Source organism: Parendozoicomonas sp. 2304DJ65-17, from assembly GCF_058148445.1.
In genome coordinates this window covers 331,499-355,019 of record NZ_JBYVJV010000005.1, presented here as the reverse complement: position 1 = coordinate 355,019, position 23,521 = coordinate 331,499, and the positions used below count along the sequence as shown (strand labels likewise).

Here is a 23,521-nt window from a genome sequence, read left to right as displayed (position 1 = left end):
GGTCGTTAGCTCAGTTGGTAGAGCAGTTGGCTTTTAACCAATTGGTCGTAGGTTCGAATCCTACACGACCCACCATTTTTCTTTACCTTCCTTTGCCATTCATTTCTTTTTTGAACAGTTGCTTCCTTCGGCTTCTGTTTGATTGATTCCTGCGTTCCATGAAATTTTCAGATCATTCGTGCTAACATGCGGCTCACTTGCTGTGTGTCACCTCGAATAATCGGGCTTTTCAGGGCACACAGATGAATTTATTTGCCGGATTCCGGCAAGCATGATGAGAACGACAGAATTTCCGCATGACTCAAGTACAGGACAGAAGCTTTGTTCGCCAGCACTTAGCCAGCCTTGAGGCACGGCCCGCACGTGCAGAAGGGGCAGAACCAGAACAGCTTAAGCAGCGTATTCGCGAGCTGCTGAAAGAAAAAAACGCAGTTATGCTGGCTCACTATTACACTGATCCAGAGCTGCAGGCACTGGCAGAAGAGACCGGTGGCTGTGTCGCAGACTCTCTGGAGATGGCGCGTTTTGGTGCTGCACACCCTGGCGACACAATGGTTGTCGCTGGTGTGAAATTTATGGGGGAGACGGCAAAGATTCTCAGCCCTGAAAAAACAATTCTTATGCCGGACTTGGAAGCAACCTGCTCTCTGGATCTGGGCTGCCCAGATGATGAGTTCACTGCGTTTTGTGATAGCCATCCTGATCACACGGTTGTTGTCTATGCCAACACCTCTGCAGCGGTTAAAGCCCGTGCCGACTGGGTTGTGACTTCTGGCTGTGCGTTGGATATTGTCGAAGATATGGCCGCCCGCGGTGAAAAAATTATCTGGGCTCCAGACAAGTATCTTGGTAGTTATATCCAGAAGCAGACCGGTGCAGACATGTTGATGTGGGACAGTGCCTGCATTGTTCATGAAGAGTTTAAGGCAAAGGGTATTCTGGATCTGAAAAAGGTTTACCCGGATGCTGCTGTGCTGGTTCACCCGGAATCCCCTGATTCAGTTGTGGAAGTGGCTGATGTTGTTGGCTCCACGACTCAGTTGATTAAAGCTGCGGTATCCATGCCGAACGATACATTTATCGTGGCAACAGATCGGGCAATCTTTTATAAGATGCAGCAATTGGCTGGCGCTGATAAAACCCTGCTGGAAGCTCCAACAGGCGGGCAGAGTGCGACATGCAGAAGCTGTGCGCATTGCCCCTGGATGGCGCTGAACTCTTTGCAGGGAGTTGTTGATGCTCTGGAAAATAACTCCGGAGTTATTGAAGTGCCAGAGAATATTCGTGTGGACGCTGTGAAGCCTCTGCAGCGTATGCTGGACTTTACCAGTCAGGCTGCTGCTGCCTGATATCCTTTCTCCAAGAAAGATGAAGCTGTATTACAGCTTCATCTTCTTCTTATAAGCCTTCACTTCTTCGATGCGTTCTTTCAGGGCCGCTCGCTGACTGAAAGGTGTTCCCGGTAGTTCCAGCGCATACTCAAGATGTTTTACGCTGTTATCCATATCGCCTACCAGAAAGAAAAACTGGGCGCGAGATGTATGAACGGCAAGAATATCTCCAGCCAGGCCAGCAGTTTCGGCCAGCTGATACCAGATGGTGGAATCGTCGGGGCGTCGTCTGCTCTCAGCTTTCAGAATGCCCATAGCTTCCTGGTATTGGCGGTTGTTATAGAGCAGGTCGACAACAGCTAGAGTGATCGGATAATTGCCGGGGTTATCTGACAGCAGTTTTTTCAGGTGGGCAATGGATTGTTCTTTCTTGCCCAAAGCAAATTGGATGCGGGCATCCAGAATCTGGAAATGAATATTGGTTGGATTCTTTTCCAGTGCGGGTTTTAAAGTCTTTTCTGCGGCATCTGGATTTTGTAGGTTGAGTTCGACCTGGGCCAGTCCGTATCGGGTTGCATACTCAGAAATGGTTCGACTGCTTTTGAGGTCCTGCTTAAGCCGATCCCGTACTTCTTTCTGAGATTGCGCCATGCGAATAATGGCACGGCTGCGCATAAGCTGGTATTCGCCATCTGGGTTGTGCTGTCTGGCTGGATACTGTTCAGCACGACTACGGGCGTCGGCTACACGATTTCGGCTCAGAGGGTGTGTGCGCAGGAATTCATACTGTGGGCCGCTGCTTTCCAGTTTACTCATACGTTCAAACAGGTCTGCCATGCCTCTTGGGTCCATACCTGCGCGAGCCATGGTTAAAAGGCCAACCCTGTCTGCTTCCTGCTCATTAATGCGGCTGAATGCCAGCTGTGAACTTTGGGCGCCAGCAACAGTGGTTGATAGTGCTGCGGCACCAACATCGCCAGCGCCACTTGCCGCAAGAATAATACTGCCGAGCAGTGCAGCGATGGTAGGCAGCCGCTGACGTTGAGCTGTTTCTACACCGCGGGCATAATGACGCTGGCTAAGGTGCGCTAATTCGTGGGCAATAACGCCAGCAAACTCTTCTTCTGTGCGTGCGTAAAAGAATAAACCGGTATTAATGCCAACAACCCCACCGGGGGCGGCAAATGCGTTCAGGTAAGGGCTGTCGATAAGAACAATGGATAACTGCCGGTTTTGCAGCTCACTGGATTCTGATAATCGGTAAACAAGGTTTTCCACATACTGCATAAGCTCAGCGTCGGACTCGGTGCTGAGCTGACTGTTCAGCATTTTCAGGAATATGCCACCAATTTCCTTCTCTTTCTGCATGGAAACAATGCTTGAGCTGGCGTCACCAATTGTTGGCAGATTAATATCGCTGTGCAGCTGAGGACTTACGGCAAAAGCCAAGGGAAGCAGCGGTACCAGCAAAGCTGTACGAAGAGACTTGGTGAAGGGCATGAGCACCTGCTGATTAAGAACCGGGGTGGCAATTTCTATATTACCCTTGCGGACGGTGCGTTACTATTGCCATATTGTATTCAGGCGTATCATTTTCATGGATGTTTTCCATGCCTGTGTGCCAGTTGAAAATAGTGCACGAAATCAGCATGGCGAAGTTGAGTTTTTATGATTGAAGAGTTTCAGGTAAACAAAGAGTTGGATGCCAGTGGTCTTAACTGTCCGATGCCTTTGTTAAAAGCAAAGCAGGCCTTGAATGCTATGGAGCCTGGTGAAGTTTTAAAGGTGCTGGCGACTGATCCGGGATCAGAGCGGGATTTTGCCAGCTTTGCCAGCTTGGCTGGCCACGAGCTCCTGTTTAGTGGGCAGGAGTCAGGAACCTATACCTATATATTGAGAAAGTATGGATAGAATAACAATGTTCAGGGTGATCGGTGGCTGGGTTCACCGATACTTCTCTGATGAAGAAGCTATTGTATTACTGCTGCTTCTAGCTGCAGCGCTGGTTATTATTCTGCTTTTTGGAACCATGCTGGCTCCTGTATTTGCAGGTTTGGTTCTTGCTTTTGTACTGCAGGGAGGAGTGACCTGGCTGGAACGGATGAAGTGCCCCCATATTCTTGCCGTGTCGTTAACCTTTGCTTTCTTTATTGCGATTTTGCTGGCTGTCATGCTGCTGATGATGCCTTTGATCTGGGAGCAGAGCACAACACTGCTGAATGAGCTTCCCCGTATGGTGCAGCAATGGCGTGTGATGTTGCAGCACCTTCCGGAAGCCTATCCTGGTTTTGTTTCAGAAGCTCAGGTGAATGCCTGGAGTGAGGCCGCAGGTACCCAGTTAAGCCGCATGGGGCAGTGGCTGGTTTCTTTCTCACTGTCCAAGTTGCCAAACTTGGTAGGCGTTCTGATTTATCTTGTGCTTGTTCCTATTCTCGTATTCTTCTTCCTGAAGGATCGGTTGTTACTGGTGCAATGGTTTTCTTCCAAACTTCCTAAAGAGCGCCGGATGATTAACCAGGTTTCTGAAGAGATGAGCTTGCAGATTGCCAACTATATTCGCGGCAAGTTTATTGAGATCGTGATTGTTGGCGTGACAACGTTCATAGCTTTCGCTTTTATGGAATTAAACTACGCGGCGCTTCTGGCATTGTTGGTTGGGCTGTCTGTTGTGGTTCCCTATGTGGGCGCAGCTGTGGTGACTATTCCTGTCGCGGCCATCGGGTTGTTCCAGTGGGGCTTTGAACATCAGTTCTTTGTGCTGATGGCTGTGTACGGAGTGATTCAGGCTCTGGATGGGAACGTGTTGGTTCCTTTATTGTTCAGTGAGGCAGTTAACCTTCACCCAATCGCTATTATTATTGCCGTGTTGTTGTTTGGTGGTATTTGGGGATTCTGGGGAGTGTTCTTTGCTATTCCGCTGGCGACGCTAGTGAAGGCGGTGTTTGCCGCATGGCCAACGGTGGGGCAGGCTGACTCTGCCTGACAATAGAATTGATCCATAAAAAATGGCGAGAGGGTTTCCTTCTCGCCATTTTTTCTATCTTAGAAAAGGGGGTTAATCGCTCTCTTCTTCATCGCTCTCATCACTATCACTGGTTTGAGCTAACCCCGCTAAAGCCTGGGCAGCCTGCAGTACGTCATCCACATGGTCTTTGATTTTCACCTTGCGCCACTCATGCTGCAGAAGGCCATCCTTGTCGATCAGGAAAGTACTGCGTTCGATTCCAAGAAACTCTTCATCGCCTTTCTTTTTCATGCGAATCACATCGAAGTGTTCACAAAGCTCTCCTTTAGTATCTGCTACGAGTTCAAAGGGGAACTCATGCTTTTCCCGAAACTTGTTGTGGGAGGCCATTGTGTCCTGAGAAACACCAAAGACCAGGGTGTCAGCTTCAAGGAACAATGAATGGTATTCAGAAAAGGCCTGCCCCTCACTGATACAACCTGGTGTGTTGTCCTTGGGGTAGAAGTAGAGAACGAAGTTGGTTCCCTTAAGGTTTTTTAAAGAGACGGAGGTATTGTTTGTTGCCTTGGCTGAAAAGTCTTCAACCGGTTTGCCAATGCTGACTGTCATCGTTTTCCCTTATGCGCTTTTTACCATGACAATTTCGCCGTAATAATTCTTGTAAGTGGCGAGTTGTTTTCGTTTATGGCGTTCTACGTTTTTGCTGTTCTGATGGCTGCTCAGACAGCGGCAACCTTTGGCAAGTCAACTGAAAGTATGTACCAGTTGAACAGGAATATCACCCTGTAGCCAAAAACTGAAGAAGAATAGTTTGTTTTTCCAACTATTCCACTCAAAGAGGGCGGAGAAGGTTTCAGTGAGAATGAATGAAAAGTGGGTGTGTATTTTCCACACACTTAATAGTCAGAGTGTTGCTATGCCACTGATTTTACTATACATTACGCCTCGCTGACGGGGCACACTGACTCGGCAGCGAAACAAAATGGTGAGGTGTCCGAGTGGCCGAAGGAGCACGCCTGGAAAGTGTGTATACGGAAACGTATCGAGGGTTCGAATCCCTCCCTCACCGCCAAATTAAAACCCCGTTGCAGTTTCTGTAACGGGGTTTTTCTTTTATGCCTCCTGAAAACACAATTTGCCAGATAGTGCTACTCACTTGCTTAGTTCTTTAATTAGCCTTACCAGTTTTAATTTTCGCTAGTATAGGGTTATTGAGAGGTATGGTTATTGTCTGAAATAAGAGAATTTATTTTACTTTCAGGGGTGCCGAGAGATCTGAGTATATAGGTATTGCAGTTTTTGGCTGCTTCGCGCCAGCTTTGAGTGCCTTCACGGATAGTGATCATTGCTGCTACAACGTTTGCACCAAGCATACAAACGGCAGAAGGAATCTGCCCTGGAGATATCGAGAAAATACCTTGCTCAACACCATTCCGAACATCTTCTAAAGGCGGGCCGTCCCACAGGCTCTTCATTGGGGCGCTGTTTACACCAAAGCGAATCATGAAGTCTGCCCAGGAAGGGTTTTCGTGGGCTCGCTCAAGGGATTTGTTCACTGAAAAGACCATTCGTTGGTCTGCGTCCCAGCTTTCTTGAACCTGAAGAAAAATCTCTTCATTGCTTTCAGATGTTAAGGCTGCAGCAACTTGAAAGTATAAGGTCTCTACTGAATCAATATTGTTGTAAATCGTTCCCCGTGAAAGCCCAGCTATTTGGGATAACTCTTTTACATTTATCTGCACTTCACCATGGCGAGTAAAAAACTCCATGGCCGCTTGGAATATTCGCCTCTTGGTTGTTGGGAGGGCTGAAAAACAACGTGACATCAAACAGGTCCAAAAACAAGAAAGTGGCTATAAGTCAGTTACTGCCAAGAATAACCAGAAGGCAGCTAAGCCTGGAGTTATATCATGGTATGTTTAGTCTACCTTTGCATCTAATGGCTGACAATCAACCCTGTGGAGAGGAGCATTATGTCTCCCCGGAGTAATGCTGTGCTTTTTGATGGTAACCCTGTTATTTCGCACGTGGTACGTGACAATGTGGGCGTTACGAGGGCGCAGTGGCCTGGCCTGTAATGGCGTGTCAATTTCCCACTCCTGTAGGATTGAACTTCTACCACCTACTATTGAATCTACCCCCAGAACTGAAACAGGCTTTCCTGTTTTGTTGTGCCACGCCAATGCAAACCTGTGTGCTGGAGGCTTACTTCTATTAGGGCTATAAGCAGTAAGGCATGCATCAAAAACAATTTTGCCAGGCAAACTGGAGCAATAGCTGTGTAACTGGCAGCTTAGGAGGGATGCAAACTGTTCAGGAGGGTATCCAAACAGTTTATGGATATCGCAATGCCCATCAACGATCAAGCAGGAATCTTGAGGGATTTTTGTCGGACCACTTATATGTTTGAGCCGCAATGAGAGTTCACCCCGTTCAAGGATTGTGACACGTTTAGGGCATTTTTCTTGGAATAAAGTGAATTGGGCCGCGCAACTAGTATGGTAGCGAATGGCGGTTATATGTTTACAGTTTTGTGCAAAATGAGGAATTGCTCTAGTAAATAGAGTTTCCTCTAATTGATCAAGCTGGTTGTCAAAGCGAGAGGAATATCCCACTTTTGTGGAAAGGGTTTTTAATAACTTCTTAGTTTGCCTTGCTCTCTTTCCAGTGTTTCTTTCGTAGTATTCCCATAAGGTTTTAAAGGTACTTTCCCAGAGAGTGGTGTGAGGCAGCTCGTTGTCGCGAAACATGAGATGTATCTTTGCTACATAATCAAGAAACATATCTGGATCTAATTCATACTCAGGAGTGATGGGTTCATCTAAATGCCGAAGATAAGGCCACAGGTAATCAACTATTACACTTTCCCCTGCCTGCTCTATGTATGAAGCAAAGGCTTCGTGTTCTATAAGGGTTCTCCAATCGTCATAATCAATTATTGGCGAAATAATAAATATGGCAGGGATGCCGTTGTTCTTTATTGTTATGAGTTCTTCAATTAACCAGTCTTTTGACTCATGGCAAATAGATAAACACTCACCAAAAATTGATAAAGCTCCAACAGGTTTGGGGAGAAGTTCTGCGACAAAAAGCAATGGTAGATTGAGGCGATGTCTGTCTCGCCAACAACGTAGCGCAGACAGTAGCTTCCCCTCACTTTTCTCTGTGATTGCTTTGAGTGCAAAGCTTCTTATAACGGCCCCATGCATCTCTTTATGGGGAAAAACCGAGCAACTTTCCCCCAGGGTTTTGTTTAGAAAGGCTATCCAGATTGACTCGCGCTCATCAACGAAACCGTTCAGAAAGCATACTGTAACTCCAGCCTCTTCTTCTGGAAGAAACGCTATCAGATTAAGGGCTTCAGGTTCAGCTAGGTGATGAATGCCTGTTATTGCTTCTCTTACGACCAGCCATGAAATGCTTGGCTGGTAGTGCCAGCATGCTAAGAGGCTCCAAATGTAGTTAGAAAATTCAGAATTTGCCTGTGGTTTCGAGAATTCAAATATTTCTTTTAAAGACAATGATCTGAGGTATACAACTTGCTCAGAGGAAAGTCTCTCCAATGCCTGACTCAAACTACTAGCGGGTAACGCTTCTCTTATTTGCGCTCCTATTGCCTCCAGTTTCTTGGCATCTTTTGGGTGATTCGATTCAGCTTCGCTGACCTGCGAGCCGCCCACAGGTATAGAGCTAGAGCCTTGTATATTTTGCACTTTCCCTCCCCCCCTCAGGGCTTTTCAGCAGCTCAAGAGAACATGATTGATAGGGTCATGGCATAACAGGGAGGTTAGAAATGCTTTTGAATATTAGCTTTTTTAGGCCTGTTTCGATTTATAGAGCTGAAGTCTGGCCCAAAGGCTTCAGGTGTCTGGTCTGGCAGAAAGTTGGGGTGATTTTCTAGCTATCACATTGCTTTTTATAGAACACATACTTGATGAATTGAACACTCGTGTATAATATTGCTCCCATGTGTTTCATAAAAATAATAAAACTAATCAAGTGGAGTAAGATGTGTCGCAGTCACTCTCATCAAATCGTCATCACCCCCCATTACCTCCGTTAGAGTTGTCGCATATTCCTCATCGAGTAGATGTCCTTATTTGTGGCCTGGGTCCGGTTGGAGCAGCTTTGGCCTGCATGCTGGGCAAGCAAGGGATATCTACTCTGGCAATTGATAAAGCCGACCAGGTTCTGGAACATCCAAGAGCTATAGCGCTTGACAACGAGGCGCTAAGAATCCTGCAAGCAGCCGGCCTGAGGGAGGAAGACTTCGATCGTGAAGTGATCTCGACAGTGAAACTCCACAGTCCAATTTTCAATCAATTTTTAAGTATTAACACCTCAGGCCATATTGATTGCCATCCCAAGCTGGTTACCTTTTTTCAGCCACAGCTAGAACAGGCATTAAGAGAGGAAGCGAGCGGGCACAAAAGTGTATTTATCAGAACCGGTGCTGAACTGAAGAATTATGCGCACCATAAGGAGGGGATAACCTCGATTCTCAAAGCCAGCGATGGTTCATCGGCAACTGTCCATTCTAAATATTTAGTTGGTGCAGATGGTGCTAATTCATTCATTCGGGGCAAGATCGGTGAAACTTTTGATGGAAAGACTTATGCAGAAGACTGGCTGGTTGTTGATGCCAAGAAAGTTAAGAAAAGCATCGATCATATCGAATTTATCTGTAATCCGGATCGGCCTACTCCACACATGCTGGCTCCCGGTGGAAGGCAAAGATGGGAATTTAAATTAAAGCCTGGCGAGAAGAAAGAAGATGTTGAAAAGCGCGAGGTTGTCCAAAAACTCATCAGGCAATGGAATACGGATGGAAAAGCAGAAGTTGAGAGAGTTGCGGTCTACCGATTTCATGCCAGATGTTGCAATAAGTTCAACGATGGAAATGTATTCTTAGTTGGGGACGCAGCTCACATTACCCCACCTTTTGTTGGGCAGGGGTTGGTTGCGGGTTTACGTGATGTATTCAATCTGTCGTGGAAAATTGCCCACCAACTAAAGGCAAGCAGTAAAGGCGTTCTGGAGAGTTATGATATCGAAAGGCGGCCCCATGCGAAGGACATGATAAGCCTTGCAAGGTTGATGGGGGTGTTGGTTATGCCCAGAAATAAAATCATGGCTTTTTTGATTCATGGCACAATTAAAACCCTTAGTAATATTTGGCCTCTGAAAAAGTACCTCTGTGAATTGGAGGTGAAACCTGACAACAAATACAAAGATGGCCTCTTTATAAAAACAAACTATGACGTATGCGAATCCGGGGCTTGGTTCCCTCAGGTATCTTTACTGGACACGTTTGGGAATAGTCGTTTGAGTGATGACCTCTTTGGTGATGACTTTGTCCTACTCGGCATAGACATAAATATTCATGAACACCTGACAAAAGAGCAAAAATATTTCTGGAAAAAAGCTGGTGGAAAAATCTATAACATTGTTCCAAAAGGAAAGGCTAAGAGGCCAAATGATTTTGTAGATCTTTCTAATGAAATTTTCCCCAACCTTCTGAAAGCAGGCACATTTGTCATCCTGCGACCAGACAGAATCATTCTGTCCTCAGGGGAGACAGATCAAGTTAACCAAAGAGTACAGGACACTCTCAGACTTATTGGAGAAAGCGTAAAAGACGCTGCTCCCAAGGGAGTTGCCGTATGATGACTTTAACTACAGAGCAGCCTAAAAAGTGCGAAACACCTGTCGTAAAAGCGACCAGGCTTTTGTACCTCTTATGGGAGAGCCATGATTTTGAAAGAACAGAGAAATTCTTAACCTCTTTGGGGCTCCTCGTTGAGAAACGCACAGAAAATACTTTGTTTTTGAGGGCTTATAAAGCCTCAACATATTCTTATATTGTCAGGAAGGGTAACAAACACAGATTTGTTGGATTTGGTGTCGAGGTTCCGTCCTCGGATGACCTGTACCGCCTGAAAAACTCTGAAAATAAGGCTGAGTTTTATGACTATAAAGAACCGCATTTAGGCAGGGTACTAAGAATTCCAGCACCTGATGGTTTTGTTGTTGAGATTGTTAGTGATTACGAGAGAATGGATTCCAAATCTGTAAGGGATCCAATTTCTTACAATGGCTTAAGCCCAGAAAGAGTTAATGACACACAAAGAATCCCTTTAGCTCCTCCAGAGATACTCAAGCTTGGTCATATTGTTCTCGAAACGCCAGAATTCCAGAAAACCTGTGCATGGTATACACAAACACTTGGCTTTATACCGAGTGATGTACAGGTCTTGAAAAATGGAGAGCCTGTTGTCGTGTTTTTCAGGCTGAATCTCGGAAATTTACCAACAGATCATCACACTCTGGCAATAGCTCAGGGTATCGCTCCAGCATATAGCCATAGTGCCTATGAACTAGCGGATGTTGATGCAGTAGGTATGGGTCATCAAGTGTTAGTGAATGGTAACTATGAGCATGCCTGGGGTATTGGGCGGCATATCCTGGGGAGCCAAATCTTTGATTACTGGTGTGACCCCTGGGGAAATAAGCACGAGCACTATTGCGATGGTGATGTGTTTACTGAAGGCCATCCAATGGGGGTACATGAGGTCAGTAAAGAAGCTATGTTTCAGTGGGGGCCGAAAATGCCTTCCAGCTTTACTAGGCCCAAGCTGTCATTGAACCTGATAAGTTCCCTGATCAAATCTTTGCGTACAAGCCGCGATTTGACAGTCAAGAAGCTAACCGAGCTATTCAAAATATTTTCATAAGGATAAGAATGATGGCTATAAATGTCGTTAGATTTGAATACAAGAACAAAGCCTATTGGGGAAAGGTTGATTCCGAGATTATTGGTTTTATATGCGAAGATTGTACGACTGGTGCATTCCTTGAACAGTATGCTTATAGCGAAATCTGCAATCATGAACCGAAGTGGGCAGTTCCCGAAAGGGAAGTAAATATATTGCCTCCAGTTACAAAAAATCAGCAGTTTTTATGCCAGGGCGCAAATTATCGACAGCATATGATTGAGTCGGGAGTTAATCCGGATCATAAGAAGTTCAATATGCTATTTAGAAAAGCCAGCAGTTGTATTTGCCCTGCTTCTTCAGATGTTATTAAGCCCAGTAGAGTTAATTTTCTTGATTATGAAGTAGAGCTGGGCGTAGTTATGAAGCGGTGTATGCATCATCAGGAAAATGTGACTCGTGAAACATTGGCAGACTATATAGCAGGAGTTGTCATTGTTAACGACTACTCTGCCAGGGATATTCAAATACCAGAAATGCAATTTTATAAAGGAAAGAGTTTCAGAACATTCGGCCCGGTTGGCCCCTACTTAACTCTTCTTTCCTCTAATGAAATATCAAGTATATACAATCTGGATCTTTCTCTAACGGTTAATGGACTGGTACGGCAGGAAGACAATACAAAGAACCTTGTTTATAGCGTGGAGGAAACGTTAACTGAGGTTTCTGAGGTTCAAGATTTAAATACTGGTGACCTAATTGCAACAGGAACCCCATCCGGTTGTGCTTTGAGTATTCCCAGCCCATTAAAGCAAAAGGTTGGTGCACTATTGCCAGAAGCAATGAAGTGGAAGGTATTCCATAAAATACAGGCAAAAAGAGATGCTTACCTGCAGAAAGGAGATGTCGTAGAGGCAATAATACGTTCTCACGATGGGTCAATAAATTTAGGTAAGCAGGTTAATAAGATAGTAGCTGCCAATGCATTTTTAGGTGGGAAGTAAAAGATGGAAAAAGAATATTCGAGTACTTATGATCTTATTTCGGCTAATGCCAAAAGGTTTAGTAAGTCCCCAGCCTTAACTTTCTTTCTACAATCAGCTGCTTATGAAAAATCAGAAACATGGACCTATGGTAAATTTCTGGAAGAAATTCATTGTTCAGCAAATTTCTTCAAAAGTCTGGGTGTTAATGAGCATTCAGTCATCTCTATTGTTTTACCGAACTTGCCAGAGAACCATTTTTCCATTTGGGGAGGGGAAACATGTGCGACTGTTCTCCCTGTAAATCCTTTGCTGGAAGAAGATGCAATTCTTGAGCTTATTGATTCAGCTTGCTCGGAAGTTCTCGTGACTCTTGCCCCTTTTCCTGGCGTCGAAGTTTGGAGCAAAGTTGAAAAAACAGTTCGGGAGTCTAAAACGCTTAAGCACGTAGTACTTGTTGACTTGCCAGACAGGGTGCCTGGGGTTAGAGGTTGGGTCAGTCGTTACCTGGCACATAAAGAAAGAAAACGTAGTCAGCTCGACAAACTAGTTACCGACTCTGGCAGAATCGCTCACAGTTTTAAGTCCAGATATCATTTCCCTAAAAGTGACCTGCAGTTTTCACGAGAAATAAATAGAAGCGACATATCCTCACTGTTTTGTACGGGAGGGACGACCGGTACACCTAAAATAGCTATACGAACGCACGGGAATGAGCTTTCAAATGTTGAAAGTGTGTCGCGCCTTTTTCCTGAAATGAAGCAAAAAGTCTTCTTGTGTGGCCTTCCTCTGTTCCATGTGAATGCAGTTATGGTGACCGGTTTACTCCCTTTTTCAATTGGAGGCCATGTTGTTCTCGGTACTCCTCAAGGATATAGGGAAGCAGATATATTACGAAATTTCTGGAAAATCATAGAGCACTATAAGGTTAATTTTTTCAGTGGTGTACCAACTTTGTACTCTTCATTGCTGAAACACGAAGTGGGCGCTGCCAAGATTACCTCGTTGGAGTACGCGATTTGTGGAGCTGCACCACTTCCCTTAGAAGTTATGGAGAGCTTTGAAAGAAAAACAGGTGTAAAAATTCTTGAGGGCTACGGCCTGACAGAAGGGACCTGTATAAGTACAGTTAATCCTCCTGTTGGAGAGCGAAAGCACGGTTCTATTGGGCAATCTATTCCTGGGCAAAACATTCGTGTTGTTGATGTTGATGATGACGGTACATATGTAAGAGATTGCAATCCTAATGAACCCGGCTTGATGCTGATCTCTGGGGGCAATGTTTTTAATGGCTATAAGTGCGACTCTCATAATGAAGGTGTCTGGTTTGAGGAGTTAGGTGGCGCCAGGTGGCTGAATACTGGTGACATAGGTTATTACGATACGGATAACTTCTTTTGGCTAACGGGAAGAAAGAAGGATTTAATTATTCGCGGTGGGCATAACATTGACCCTCAGGTTATCGAAGATGCTGTTTATGAACTGCCAGATGTTAAACATGCTGCCGCAGTCGGTATGCCTGATCCTCACTCAGGAGAAGTACCTGCTCTGTATGTTGAACTAAATGAAGGAGTAGAGTGTAGCCCGTCTAAGATCCTCAACTTTGCCAAAGGCTCAATAAACGAAAGAGCAGCTATACCAAAGAAGGTCTTTATTGTGGAAACCATGCCGGTAACAGCTGTTGGAAAAATATTCAAACCAGAACTGAGGATGCAGGCAGCTGAATATGCCATTTCTCATGCTCTCGAAAATGAAAAATATACATCTCTTGATGTTTCTCAGAATGAGAAAAAACAGATTCATGTTTCTGTTGTTGTTTCCAGTAAAGGTGATCTTGAAAGCGTGAGAAAAGCTATAGGGGTGTTCAGTATTCCCTATACAGTGTCTGAAGTTGCCTGATAAAAATTAACTTAGATGTTTATTTAAATAAGATAGATCTCTTTCTCGTTGAAGAGTTATGCGTAACTGATGGCTGTATTTCAGGGCTTGGAGTTATTTGGTTTTTATGAGAAGTGAATAATGATTATCGTATTGGGTGGTACAGGCACTATTGGAAAACCATTAGTCAGTAAGCTACTACATGATGGTGTAGACTTTCGTTTAGTTTCGAGAAACCCCAGAAAAGTTACCCGGGATTTTATTGAGGATAGTTTTGTTCGGTATGGAGATCTGGATAAACCAGAAACATTGGAGAGTGCTTTCCAAGGAGGGGATAGTGTTTTTCTTCTTTCACCTCATGGTGAATCAATGGTCCATCAGCAGGTGTCTGCGCTGAAAGCGGCCAGGAAGGCTGGAATAAAGCGGGTAGTAAAAATTTCTGGAACTAATAGCACAATCAGGCCTGACAGTATTTCAGTAAGTGGGAAGCATCACTGGGAAATAGAAAAAGAAATTTGCAGGCTTTTCGATGATTATTGCATTCTCCGTTGCGAATTCTTTATGCAAAACCTGTTTTCTGATGTAGCCCCAATAATTAAAAGTGCGGGGAAGATGGTTTCACCCCTTAAAAATGACACCCCATTTTACTTTGTTGACGCTAATGATGTTGCTGAATGTGCTTTTCAAGCATTGACAAGCAGGAAGCATATTTATGGTGTTTTCAAAATTATGGGAAGAGAGGAGCGCTTTAGTTCTGTATCAGATTGCGTCGGTAATATTTCCAGTAATAATGTGAGATATATTAAGGTTCCTCTGCTGATCACGCGCCTCCTATTTCTTTTAAAGGGAATTTCATGGTGGGAAGCTGATCATAAGTTGTCAATGATAAAACACTATATGAATAGAGGGCATCAAACAGTCTGTAATGATGCCAAGGAAGTTTTTGGTGTTGATTTAAAACAGATTTCACAGTTCATCGAAGAGAATCGAGAATCCTTCTGTTGATACATTGTTCATGTTGTACGCGATCAGCGGCTACAACCTTTGTTTTAGCCGCTTTCTTTTTCTATCTGGTCATCTTCTCTTCTACCAAAGTACTACTCGACCAAAGCAGCACGGATAATCCAGTTTACTACTGATAGCCTTATTTGTGTGCAGGAAATAGGGGTTATTACAAGGAGGGAAGGCCCATGAAAGTAGTACCAGGTTTCGTTCAACAGGCTTATGCTGAATTGAAGGCTCACAATGTTATAAGTGCGTTGAAAGTACTTATTTCTTTTGGGCTTTTGAAAGGTAAGACAGTCTCTGTAGTTAAACAAGCAGAACCGCTTATTCCGCCTAAGCCTCAATTCAATGTAGCAACCACTGAAAGCGAACAAAAGGCTCGTTATAGCCCTGTCTTTCTTAGCCCAGCTTCAATCGATATTTACCCGTATTTGAAAGAGGTGAAACTTGATGCTGCCGATACCAAGGCATCTTTAATTGAGCAACGAGGTGATTTGCTTGCCCAAGTTACGTATGCAAAGGAAAAGGCGGTTGAATACTCTGGGACTAATCTTGAAGATCACTTTGACTCGGAGTTTCATCACTACAACGATGCATTACATGTCGTAAATCGTAAGCTGCAGTTGCTAGAGTAATATTCTCTTATTTGAGGGTGACTCTGGTCTCGCTCACACGGTTTTTTAAAAGAGGTGCCCTTTTCACTAAATTGCATCTGAAAGCAACCGTTAGCTTCTACAACAAGGTTATTTTGAAAACTGGGGATGGCATTGGTAATCAGGCCAATGCTATCTCCCACATTATACATTTCTAATGGCAAGAAGGTTTACTCCGGATACTTACTACAGATTCGAACCTGTTTCTGGCTCCTGTCTACTTTGAGGTAAAAACAGTTTTCTCGGCCGGTATGGCAGGCAGCTCCAGTTTGTTCAATCTGGCACATCACAGCATCCCCATCACAATCGAATGACATAGCAACAAGTGCCTGAGTATGACCACTGGTTTCTCCCTTCCGCCATAAAGATTGTCGACTCCGTGACCAGTAAGTCATTCGTCCGGTAAGTAAGGTTTCGTTGAGTGCCGATTGGTTCATCCAGGCCAGCATAAGAACTTCTTTGGTGTCCGCATCTTGGGTAATAACGGGAATCAAGCCCTGATCATCGAAGGCCAGAGCTTGAATAACAGTTTGCAACTCAACAGCTTGGTGGTCTGACAAAGATTCCAACTGTTGGAAAAACTCTCGTATCACTTTATGACTCGCTGCACTGCTCTTCACAGGTACAGTTTTCCGCTTTTTGGCAAAGCTGGAAGTTACGGAAGTGACCGTAAGCGATGAGTGCAGAACCCATAACGGTCAGAGCTTTTTCTCCGAACTCTCCAATCATCTCTTCACCAATCACAGCACCCAGCAAAAGTGCCAGCCCGGTGAATCCGATAGCAAGCAGTCGATAGTGCTGGTGCTTTCTGCAACCAAGGGTCAGAGCATAAAGGCTGGTAGGTATGACGAGCCCGACCATACCGACATGGAACAGTTCGTTGTCCAGATTCAACACAGTCAGGCTTGGCAGGGTAACAAGCAGTACGGGAAGAATCAGACAATGAGCCAGACAGAGAAATGACAGACCGATAGCGGCTTTATCTGTGTAGGTTTGCAGTGCTTTCATGGTGTTTCTGAGTGCTCTAGATATTTATTGTTATGTTATAACATTTGCTTTTGGGGCATCAAGTATGATTTCTGTACAGCTGGGAGAAATGGAATCGACAAGAGCAGACTCAGTCATAAGGTTTGTTGTTGCAGGCTGGCAATAGGGTGTGGGCTATCGAGCAAAGCCGGTGCAGGTTAATTCCATCACTTTGTGTGCTTTATCGGTGAGATCTTTCACACTCGAATCTATGCCCCAGTCTGCTATTGATAGGGGGAGTGGTGATATGAGTGCTAAAAAATCATCTCGTTGGCCTATGGCTTAGAAGTGATAATTAAGGCAGTTTGTGGCCAGTTGTCTGCCCTGATATGTAAAGTTAGACTGTCGTACACAGCTCATGACTTACTAAGCGTCATGTCAGAACAATAACAATAAGGTGACCTATGGGCGCATTCTATATTCAACACGAATACTGGTTCTCAGTATTCCAACTGGTCACTGCCATGATTGGTATGGGGGCCACGTTAACACCCAGAGATTTCAGAGAGTTATTGCTTGAACCCAAAGCTGTTGCCAGTGGCATTGGGATTCAGCTGATCATTGTGCCAATAATCGCTTTAGCCTTTATTACAATCTTTGGTCTTGCTGGTGGAATTGCCGTTGGCCTGGCTTTGATTGCAGCTATTCCCGGTGGTTCAACGTCCAATATCTTTACCCACTTTGCTCAGGGAAATATTGCGCTCTCTGTGGCTATTACTGCGGTAACAACCCTTGGCTGCCTGTTTACAACACCATTCATCCTGGGATTGTTGATAAGTGGTTATATGCCAGATGACTTTGTGATGCCTAAAGTTCAGATAATGAAAGAGATTGCTCTGGTTCTGTTATTACCACTGGCTCTCGGCATGCTTTATCTACGTTTTCTGCCAAACAGTGCGGCAATCTTTTCAAAATGGTGTGTACGCATCTCATTGTTTGGTTTGTTGATGATTATTGTTGGCGCATCTGTTTCCGGTCGTCTGGATTTAAAAGCCTTTGGTTTAAATAATATTGCGCTCGTCGTCGTGTTTATTCTAGCAATGGCGCTTATCAGCTGGTTGATTTCCTGGGGGGTACTAAGGCTGTCTTATCGCGATGCTACTGCGGTGGATATGGAAGTCGTTGTGCGCAATATCAACCTGGGATTAATGGTAAAAGTGTTGCTGTTCCCTGCCATCATTGGTCAGGAAGATCCCATCGGAGATGTTGTATTGCTTACACTGCTGCTCTATGGAGGCTTGCAGACCTTTGCGGCTGGCGGATTGATTGGCCTGCGACGCTTAAAGGCACCAAAGCCTGCTTTAGAGTCATAAAAACTGGCAGGTTTGGCTATTTCTTTATAGGGGTAAACCGTGATTCACTTCGTTCAAAATGCGCAGGAGTTTTGCCATGAGTGAACACTCAGATTCATCCCGGAATAATAATTACCCCCAGGCCGAGGCATGTGCCGCCAACACTCATGTTGTGGAGAACATGCCGCCGGTACTGGAAAACTACAATATGTTCACTCAGGACTCTGTTCTGACAGAGTGCGTGACCCGAGGAAAAGCTGAGTGGGCACTGGATAACCTGCAGGAATTTGGTGCGCTCTGTGGTAGTGCTGAAAGGATTCAGTGGGGCGTAGATGCCAATCGCCACAAGCCAGAATTTAACACTCACGACCGTTATGGCCGCCGGATAGATCAGGTTGATTTCCACCCGTCTTATCATCAATTGATGACGGCCTCCAAGCAGCAAGGCTTGGCTGGTTCTCCGTGGGAAAAACCTCAGGCCGGTGCCCATGTGGCAAGAGCTGCAGGCAGTTATCTTTCAACACAAATCGAAGCCGGTCATGGTTGCCCAATCACTATGACCTTTGCTTCTGTTCCTACCTTGCAGAAAGACAGTGGTATTGCCGCAGAGTGGATTCCCAAGGTTCTTAACAGAGGTTACGACCCCCGTAATATTCCTCATACCGAAAAGCAAAGCGTCACTATCGGTATGGCTATGACCGAGAAGCAGGGTGGCAGTGATGTTCGCAGAAACACTACCCGCGCTTACCCTATTGGCCAGCGGGGCAGTGGTGAAGCTTATGAACTGGTAGGTCATAAGTTCTTTGTATCCGCTCCCATGTGTGATGCCTTTCTTATGTTGGCGCAGGCAGAAGGTGGTTTGTCCTGTTTTCTGGTGCCTCGCTGGCGCCCGGATGGCAGTAAAAACCCGCTGCAGGTTCTGCGACTGAAAGACAAAATGGGCAATGCGTCCAATGCTTCCAGTGAAACAGAGTTGCGGGGAGCATTTGGCTGGCTGATTGGTGATGAAGGCCGTGGTGTTGCCAATATTCTGGAAATGGTGGCGATGACCCGCTTTGACTGTCTGGTGTCATCAGCTGCTGCTATGCGCCAGCACATGACTCAGATTGTGCACCATACCAGCCATCGTTCTGCTTTTGGCCGTCGTCTTGATCAGCAACCACTGATGCAAAATGTTCTGGCAGATCTTGAGCTGGAAGCAGAAGCATCAACGTTGATGGCCTTCCGCACTGCAGAAGCCCTGGATCAGATGATGGCAGGCAACAGTGACGAAGCCAGTTTTGCACGAATGGCAACACCTGTTGGCAAATACTGGGTGTGTAAACGACAGCCCGGACATGCGTATGAAGCGATGGAAGTGATCGGTGGTTCAGCAGTCATGGAAAACAGCCTGATGCCTCGTTTCTATCGTGAAGCGCCTATCAATACCATCTGGGAAGGTTCCGGCAATGTTCAGTGCCTGGATGTTCTGCGGGTTATGCAGAAAGACCCAGGAGCTATCGATATTTTTGTTCAGGAGCTGGAGCTGGCGCGGGGCAACGATAAAGATTACGACCGTTACATTGATGGCGTGAAACAATTCTTCAGCAAGATAGACAATATGGAATATCGGGCACGCTCTCTGGTAGAGGGATTAGCTCTGGGATTGCAAGGTTCCCTTTTGCTTCGCCATGGCAGCAGTGCCAGTGCTGAAGCATTCTGTAGGGGGCGTTTGCAGGGCAATAGTGGCAACACTTATGGCATGCTGCCTGAAGGTCTGGATTGCGGTGCAATTATTGATAAGGCCAGAGTTGTGATGGGGTAATGTCTGGGTGAAAGGCCTGATTGTATTCAGGTCTTTCATTAAGAAGGGGAAGAGATGCGTATAATCTGTGACAATAGTGCTTTGATTCGCCAAGAGTTGCAGTAAATAAAGGTATAAAAATGCAGTTTCGACCCTGTATCGATCTTCACAACGGTAAGGTAAAACAAATTGTCGGTAGTTCTCTAACAGATGCTGACAATTCAGCTCAGGTTAATTTTGAAAGTGACCATGGCGCCTCTTACTTTGCAGATCTATACCGGCAGGATAATCTGCGTGGCGGTCATGTGATCAAGCTGGGGCCGGGGAATGAAGACGCTGCCCGTGAAGCCTTGGCTGCCTGGCCTGGCGGTTTACAGATTGGCGGTGGCATTAACGCTGATAACGCGGCCGAATATCTGGATATGGGTGCATCCCATGTGATTGTTACATCCTACGTTTTCAAGGATGGGCGCATTGATTATGAGAATCTGGAAAAGCTGTTTGCTGTAACTGGAAAAGAGCGGTTGGTTCTTGATCTCTCCTGCAAGGCTCGGGATGGGCAGTATTATATTGTCACAGACCGCTGGCAGAACTTTACCGACACAGTGATTTCCGCCGAAACCCTGCAACAATTAGCGGGTTACTGTGATGAGTTTCTGGTGCATGCCGCTTCTGTAGAAGGGTTAATGGCCGGTCCTGATCTGGAGCTGGTTCGCCTGCTGGCAGAATATTCCCCAATACCTGTTACATATGCTGGTGGCATCGCTACTTCAGAGCATATTGAAGCTGTGCGCACTACAGGTAAAAACAAAATCCATATCACCATTGGCAGCGCTCTGGATATTTTTGGCGGGGATCTGTCCTACAACGATGTCGTAGCTGCGTGCAGGTAAAGTCTTTCGACCAAAAACAGCAACAGTAAAAACTTCCTGAAGATTCTTTGGTTTTGACTACATTGCAGTAGTCAAAACCCATGATTTCAGGAAAGTCTATGAAGCTCGTTGTACGCCTTCTTTGTTTTGTCCTTGCCAGTGTGTCCGCCCAGATCTGGGCTTCCGATGTAGCCGGGCGCTGGAAGAACCAGTACGGCTCCACTCTCGAAGTAACAGATTCCCAGCCCGGCCACTTTACTGGTGTATTTACCACCGCTGTTGCTGTTACGCCGGAATGTATTGGTTATCCCGCCCCATTAGAGGGCGTTATCAACGGTAATGCCGTTGCTATCAGTATGAATATGGCTGGGTGTACGTCTCCAACTGTGATTGCCATGACCGGTATTATTCTGCCTGACGAGTTCGGCAGGCAGCGTCTGCAAACTCAGGCCCTGGTTCAGTTCAAAGGCAATGCACAGTGGAATTCTCAGATTCTAAGCACAAATTTCTTTTATCGGGATGACGCTGATACCAAGGTGAGCAATTAAAGGTAGAATAGCGCTCTTATTTATTGACTTGGGCCTGGTACTGAAAAAATGGAAGACGTCATCGAACTGCTGCGGGAACGTAATGAGGATGTTCCTGCGCCGCTGGACTTGCCAGATGACGATGATCTGGTGGTGGTTCAGGAACAGATTCTGATCCATCTGCCAGATGACTATAAGATTTTTCTCAAGGAAGTCAGTGATGTGATCTGTGGTTCTGTGGAGCCTGCCACTGTGACTGACGAACAATCGCACACTTATCTGCCTGAGGTGACTGCACTGGCCTGGGATCTGGGAATGCCCCGGGAAATGATCGCAATTTGTGAAGCGCCGGATGGCTGGTACTGCATTGAGCAGGATGGCAATGTCCGGTTTTGGTCCCGAGTGGATGAAACTATGACAGAAGAGGAATGGCCCACTATCTGGCACTGGGCCAGAGATGTTTGGCTGGAGAGTTAATCAGTATAGTTACTTGCGCTTTCTGTCGTAGGCCGGAGCGTCGTACGCGCTGTAATCCCGGCTATCTGCCTGCCATTTATGGCTGAGCTTTTCTCTTCTCTGCGCAATAGTCATTCCAAATACGCCGTTATGGGCTTCTTCCATAGCGGCGTCTCTCTCTTCCGAGGTGCAGATGCGCATAAATATCCCAGCCTGCATAAAGCCTTCAATACGGTGCCTGGCCATATCGGAAGGTTTGTGGCCATTCTTAATCTGGCGATAAAAACTGGTGAGCTGCTTTTTTACCTCGTTAAGAAAGTCTTGTTTATCCATTTTTGGCATTTTGGCGCACGATCCCTCTGAGTCACATGTCTAATTGTGAATACACCTTTGAACTTACTATTTTCACTATCAGATACCAAGATCATTTTCTTGGATTTTTTCTATTACCATCACATGAAGTGTGAACACCTACTCACTGACACAATTTCATACAAAAAATGGCAGCTTGGTAATTAATGACTTTCTCCTGCTGATGTAATGTCGTCGTTTAATGACAGCTTTTGTCAGAAACGATTTTTCAAATGGCTGTTTAAAACCTACAGGCAGAATAAAAAGGATAATCTGTGAATAAATCTGGTCGTAACTGGTTCGGTATCGGGCTGGTGGCAGTCATGATGGTTTTACCATTTTCTCAGGATGTTAAAGCGGGCCCGGAAGCTATCGGTATACGGCAGTTACAAACCATGTTGTTTCGGGTTGGTGATGATATTGTCGTTTATCGGGGGCTTGCGGGAGATGCGCAAGCCTACAGAACAACCAGTGCCAATCTGGATCGTACAGAGGAGCTTCTGGCAGTAGAACCTTTTTCTGACAATGAACAGTTGCAATCTCAATGGCAGCAGTTTCGGGGTTTTGTTGCTCAGGAGCTGGATGGTGATGATGCTGTTGTTGGAATGGGCTGGGACTTTGTAGTCAGTCTTACCGAAACCATGCGTGAAACAAATCGCCAGTTGGAAAGTCTGCTTGATAGTTCCACTGAAGCTTCTGCAAGCGAACAGTTAATGCAGAATGCGGTGCTGCTGCAATATATGATTGTTCGCTATTCGGCTCGTGCTTATTTAATGCCCCTGCGTGCTGACAGTAGTTCCGGTGGTTATGAAAAAGACCTGGATGTTCTGGCCAATACCCTGACAGAGTCTTTTGCTAAAGCTGCTGTAGATGCTCCAGAGTCGGTGAAAGCAAAACTCAAGCGTATTAATCAACTCTGGCGCTTTATTGAACCCCGGTTTGTTGAGTACAACTCTGAGCCTGCGCCACTCATAGTTCGCCGTGTTGGTACCAAGCTTGTTGATGAACTTCAGGCTGTTGCGGTACTTCTCGCTTCATAGCTGGTCTTACCCAGGCTGAGAAGGCTTTGCTTGAGAATGACCAGAAAGCTGTCGGTCATTTCGCTAAGATCTGAATCTTCTTCCGTTAACCATCGCAAAATAACCCGGTGAGCGGCTCCGGCGATCATATCCAGTAATAATTGAATCGGCTGGTTACTGAGAAGTCCGGATGTTTGTGCCTCTTCCAGTAAATTTCCAAGGCTGTCCATCAGAATGGTTTGGGTGAACTCTTCATTATCAACCCAGTTTACCGGGGGAATATTCAGGAAAATAATACGAGCAATAGCCTGGTTGCTTCCATAAAAACCAAAGAAGGCTCTGGCGCATTTTTCAGCTCTTTCAATAACTGAGCCATTGCCAGCTGCGGCATCACTGACGTTTTGATAGAGCACATCCATATCTTCACGGATGCAGGCAAACAGCAGTGATTCCTTGTTGCCAAAGTATTTGTAAACCGTTTGCGGGCTGACTTTGGCTTCTTTGCAGATATCTCTTACGCCAATATCGTTAAAGGTGCCTGCAGAGAACAGGCGAATAATTGTCTGGCGTAGTTTTTCCAGAGCGTCCGGGCTGATTGTGCGGCGGTCGTTGTGTTTTTTAGAAGCAGTCATATTTGTTTGTAAAGCTGTTAATCCCTATACTTTGA

The 23,521-nt window shown here is 45.6% G+C and carries 23 protein-coding genes and 1 tRNA gene; 16 read left to right on the top strand and 8 right to left on the bottom strand.

Translation table 11 applies throughout. From position 1 onward, the window contains the following. Positions 1-296: 296 nt before the first annotated feature. Positions 297-1,349: a quinolinate synthase NadA gene (nadA, locus tag ACY2RR_RS15240; protein ID WP_490109017.1), complete on the top strand. Its 1,053-nt coding sequence runs from the start codon at positions 297-299 to the stop codon at positions 1,347-1,349. A gap of 30 nt (positions 1,350-1,379) precedes the next feature. Here the strand turns inward: nadA and ACY2RR_RS15235 are convergent, their stop codons facing one another. Next, positions 1,380-2,831, bottom strand: coding sequence for a M48 family metalloprotease (locus tag ACY2RR_RS15235; protein WP_490109016.1), 1,452 nt, complete (start codon positions 2,829-2,831; stop codon positions 1,380-1,382). Positions 2,832-2,999: 168 nt separating this feature from the next. Between ACY2RR_RS15235 and ACY2RR_RS15230 the strand changes: the two genes are divergently transcribed. Beyond that, on the top strand, positions 3,000-3,242 hold the full coding sequence (locus tag ACY2RR_RS15230; protein WP_490109015.1) for a sulfurtransferase TusA family protein: 243 nt from the start codon (positions 3,000-3,002) through the stop codon (positions 3,240-3,242). After that, positions 3,235-4,314 carry an AI-2E family transporter gene (locus tag ACY2RR_RS15225; RefSeq protein WP_490109014.1) on the top strand — a complete coding sequence of 360 codons (1,080 nt, stop codon included), beginning with the start codon at positions 3,235-3,237 and terminating at the stop codon, positions 4,312-4,314. Before ACY2RR_RS15230 ends, ACY2RR_RS15225 begins: the two co-directional genes overlap by 8 nt. 72 nt (positions 4,315-4,386) lie before the next feature. On the opposite strand, the gene ACY2RR_RS15220 is transcribed toward ACY2RR_RS15225, so the two are convergent. Beyond that, positions 4,387-4,905 (bottom strand): peroxiredoxin, encoded by a 519-nt coding sequence (locus ACY2RR_RS15220; protein ID WP_490109013.1) that lies wholly within the window; start codon positions 4,903-4,905, stop codon positions 4,387-4,389. Between the two features lie 375 nt (positions 4,906-5,280). Here ACY2RR_RS15220 and ACY2RR_RS15215 point away from each other — a divergent pair. Further along, positions 5,281-5,368 (top strand) — tRNA-Ser (locus ACY2RR_RS15215). A 136-nt stretch (positions 5,369-5,504) separates the two neighbouring features. On the opposite strand, the gene ACY2RR_RS15210 is transcribed toward ACY2RR_RS15215, so the two are convergent. Continuing rightward, positions 5,505-6,065 carry a TetR/AcrR family transcriptional regulator gene (locus ACY2RR_RS15210; protein WP_490109012.1) on the bottom strand — a complete coding sequence of 187 codons (561 nt, stop codon included), beginning with the start codon at positions 6,063-6,065 and terminating at the stop codon, positions 5,505-5,507. Between the two features lie 150 nt (positions 6,066-6,215). Further along, complete coding sequence (locus tag ACY2RR_RS15205; RefSeq protein WP_490109011.1) at positions 6,216-8,009, bottom strand: hypothetical protein; 1,794 nt, start codon at positions 8,007-8,009, stop codon at positions 6,216-6,218. 298 nt (positions 8,010-8,307) lie between these two features. Between ACY2RR_RS15205 and ACY2RR_RS15200 the strand changes: the two genes are divergently transcribed. From ACY2RR_RS15200 to ACY2RR_RS15175, 6 genes are all read left to right on the top strand, one after another. Further along, positions 8,308-9,963, top strand: coding sequence for an FAD-dependent monooxygenase (locus ACY2RR_RS15200; RefSeq protein ID WP_490109010.1), 1,656 nt, complete (start codon positions 8,308-8,310; stop codon positions 9,961-9,963). Beyond that, on the top strand, positions 9,960-11,030 hold the full coding sequence (locus ACY2RR_RS15195) for a VOC family protein (RefSeq protein ID WP_490109009.1): 1,071 nt from the start codon (positions 9,960-9,962) through the stop codon (positions 11,028-11,030). The genes ACY2RR_RS15200 and ACY2RR_RS15195 overlap by 4 nt, the downstream gene beginning before the upstream one ends. A gap of 8 nt (positions 11,031-11,038) precedes the next feature. Next, a complete protein-coding gene (locus tag ACY2RR_RS15190) occupies positions 11,039-12,013 on the top strand; it encodes a fumarylacetoacetate hydrolase family protein (RefSeq protein WP_490109008.1) in 975 nt (324 codons plus the stop codon). Between the two features lie 3 nt (positions 12,014-12,016). Beyond that, entirely contained in the window at positions 12,017-13,891 is a 1,875-nt protein-coding gene (locus tag ACY2RR_RS15185) for an acyl-CoA synthetase (protein WP_490109007.1), read from the top strand. 120 nt (positions 13,892-14,011) lie between these two features. Continuing rightward, entirely contained in the window at positions 14,012-14,875 is an 864-nt protein-coding gene (locus ACY2RR_RS15180; protein ID WP_490109006.1) for an NmrA family NAD(P)-binding protein, read from the top strand. 185 nt (positions 14,876-15,060) lie between these two features. Beyond that, the gene (locus ACY2RR_RS15175; protein WP_490109005.1) at positions 15,061-15,510 is read left to right on the top strand and encodes a hypothetical protein; all 450 of its coding nucleotides are present in this window, start codon (positions 15,061-15,063) and stop codon (positions 15,508-15,510) included. A 188-nt stretch (positions 15,511-15,698) separates the two neighbouring features. Here ACY2RR_RS15175 and hisI read toward each other — a convergent pair whose 3' ends face one another. Both hisI and ACY2RR_RS15165 read right to left on the bottom strand, forming a co-directional pair. Next, the gene (gene hisI, locus ACY2RR_RS15170) at positions 15,699-16,088 is read right to left on the bottom strand and encodes a phosphoribosyl-AMP cyclohydrolase (RefSeq protein WP_490109004.1); all 390 of its coding nucleotides are present in this window, start codon (positions 16,086-16,088) and stop codon (positions 15,699-15,701) included. Between the two features lie 34 nt (positions 16,089-16,122). Then, positions 16,123-16,536 carry a MerC domain-containing protein gene (locus ACY2RR_RS15165; RefSeq protein WP_490109003.1) on the bottom strand — a complete coding sequence of 138 codons (414 nt, stop codon included), beginning with the start codon at positions 16,534-16,536 and terminating at the stop codon, positions 16,123-16,125. Between the two features lie 422 nt (positions 16,537-16,958). Here ACY2RR_RS15165 and ACY2RR_RS15160 point away from each other — a divergent pair, with 422 nt between their 5' ends. The 5 genes from ACY2RR_RS15160 (at position 16,959) to ACY2RR_RS15140 (ending at position 21,505) form a co-directional block, all read left to right on the top strand. Further along, positions 16,959-17,867, top strand: a complete 909-nt coding sequence (locus ACY2RR_RS15160) for a bile acid:sodium symporter family protein (protein ID WP_490109002.1) — start codon at positions 16,959-16,961, stop codon at positions 17,865-17,867. A 76-nt stretch (positions 17,868-17,943) separates the two neighbouring features. Continuing rightward, the gene (locus ACY2RR_RS15155; RefSeq protein ID WP_490109001.1) at positions 17,944-19,650 is read left to right on the top strand and encodes an acyl-CoA dehydrogenase family protein; all 1,707 of its coding nucleotides are present in this window, start codon (positions 17,944-17,946) and stop codon (positions 19,648-19,650) included. Between the two features lie 119 nt (positions 19,651-19,769). Further along, positions 19,770-20,522: a phosphoribosylformimino-5-aminoimidazole carboxamide ribotide isomerase gene (gene hisA, locus ACY2RR_RS15150; protein ID WP_490109000.1), complete on the top strand. Its 753-nt coding sequence runs from the start codon at positions 19,770-19,772 to the stop codon at positions 20,520-20,522. Between the two features lie 98 nt (positions 20,523-20,620). After that, a complete protein-coding gene (locus ACY2RR_RS15145) occupies positions 20,621-21,049 on the top strand; it encodes an avidin/streptavidin family protein (protein ID WP_490108999.1) in 429 nt (142 codons plus the stop codon). Between the two features lie 48 nt (positions 21,050-21,097). After that, complete coding sequence (locus tag ACY2RR_RS15140; RefSeq protein WP_490108998.1) at positions 21,098-21,505, top strand: SMI1/KNR4 family protein; 408 nt, start codon at positions 21,098-21,100, stop codon at positions 21,503-21,505. Between the two features lie 9 nt (positions 21,506-21,514). Here the strand turns inward: ACY2RR_RS15140 and ACY2RR_RS15135 are convergent, their stop codons facing one another. Further along, positions 21,515-21,826, bottom strand: a complete 312-nt coding sequence (locus tag ACY2RR_RS15135) for a hypothetical protein (protein ID WP_490108997.1) — start codon at positions 21,824-21,826, stop codon at positions 21,515-21,517. 284 nt (positions 21,827-22,110) lie between these two features. Here ACY2RR_RS15135 and ACY2RR_RS15130 point away from each other — a divergent pair, with 284 nt between their 5' ends. Further along, positions 22,111-22,875 (top strand): hypothetical protein, encoded by a 765-nt coding sequence (locus tag ACY2RR_RS15130; RefSeq protein WP_490108996.1) that lies wholly within the window; start codon positions 22,111-22,113, stop codon positions 22,873-22,875. Here the strand turns inward: ACY2RR_RS15130 and ACY2RR_RS15125 are convergent. Further along, positions 22,845-23,486 (bottom strand): TetR/AcrR family transcriptional regulator, encoded by a 642-nt coding sequence (locus tag ACY2RR_RS15125; RefSeq protein ID WP_490108995.1) that lies wholly within the window; start codon positions 23,484-23,486, stop codon positions 22,845-22,847. The genes ACY2RR_RS15130 and ACY2RR_RS15125 overlap by 31 nt on opposite strands. Positions 23,487-23,521: the final 35 nt, after the last annotated feature.

Coding starts and splice junctions, on each gene's coding strand:
- hisA (WP_490109000.1), top strand. CDS start 19,770: ATGCAGTTTCGACCCTGTATCGATCTTCACAACGGTAAGGTAAAACAA.
- ACY2RR_RS15160 (WP_490109002.1), top strand. CDS start 16,959: ATGGGCGCATTCTATATTCAACACGAATACTGGTTCTCAGTATTCCAA.
- ACY2RR_RS15165 (WP_490109003.1), bottom strand. CDS start 16,536: ATGAAAGCACTGCAAACCTACACAGATAAAGCCGCTATCGGTCTGTCA.
- ACY2RR_RS15210 (WP_490109012.1), bottom strand. CDS start 6,065: ATGGAGTTTTTTACTCGCCATGGTGAAGTGCAGATAAATGTAAAAGAG.
- nadA (WP_490109017.1), top strand. CDS start 297: ATGACTCAAGTACAGGACAGAAGCTTTGTTCGCCAGCACTTAGCCAGC.
- ACY2RR_RS15230 (WP_490109015.1), top strand. CDS start 3,000: ATGATTGAAGAGTTTCAGGTAAACAAAGAGTTGGATGCCAGTGGTCTT.
- ACY2RR_RS15155 (WP_490109001.1), top strand. CDS start 17,944: ATGAGTGAACACTCAGATTCATCCCGGAATAATAATTACCCCCAGGCC.
- ACY2RR_RS15235 (WP_490109016.1), bottom strand. CDS start 2,831: ATGCCCTTCACCAAGTCTCTTCGTACAGCTTTGCTGGTACCGCTGCTT.
- ACY2RR_RS15185 (WP_490109007.1), top strand. CDS start 12,017: ATGGAAAAAGAATATTCGAGTACTTATGATCTTATTTCGGCTAATGCC.
- ACY2RR_RS15180 (WP_490109006.1), top strand. CDS start 14,012: ATGATTATCGTATTGGGTGGTACAGGCACTATTGGAAAACCATTAGTC.
- ACY2RR_RS15195 (WP_490109009.1), top strand. CDS start 9,960: ATGATGACTTTAACTACAGAGCAGCCTAAAAAGTGCGAAACACCTGTC.
- ACY2RR_RS15225 (WP_490109014.1), top strand. CDS start 3,235: ATGGATAGAATAACAATGTTCAGGGTGATCGGTGGCTGGGTTCACCGA.
- ACY2RR_RS15135 (WP_490108997.1), bottom strand. CDS start 21,826: ATGCCAAAAATGGATAAACAAGACTTTCTTAACGAGGTAAAAAAGCAG.
- ACY2RR_RS15220 (WP_490109013.1), bottom strand. CDS start 4,905: ATGACAGTCAGCATTGGCAAACCGGTTGAAGACTTTTCAGCCAAGGCA.
- ACY2RR_RS15140 (WP_490108998.1), top strand. CDS start 21,098: ATGGAAGACGTCATCGAACTGCTGCGGGAACGTAATGAGGATGTTCCT.
- ACY2RR_RS15145 (WP_490108999.1), top strand. CDS start 20,621: ATGAAGCTCGTTGTACGCCTTCTTTGTTTTGTCCTTGCCAGTGTGTCC.
- ACY2RR_RS15125 (WP_490108995.1), bottom strand. CDS start 23,486: ATGACTGCTTCTAAAAAACACAACGACCGCCGCACAATCAGCCCGGAC.
- ACY2RR_RS15190 (WP_490109008.1), top strand. CDS start 11,039: ATGATGGCTATAAATGTCGTTAGATTTGAATACAAGAACAAAGCCTAT.
- ACY2RR_RS15175 (WP_490109005.1), top strand. CDS start 15,061: ATGAAAGTAGTACCAGGTTTCGTTCAACAGGCTTATGCTGAATTGAAG.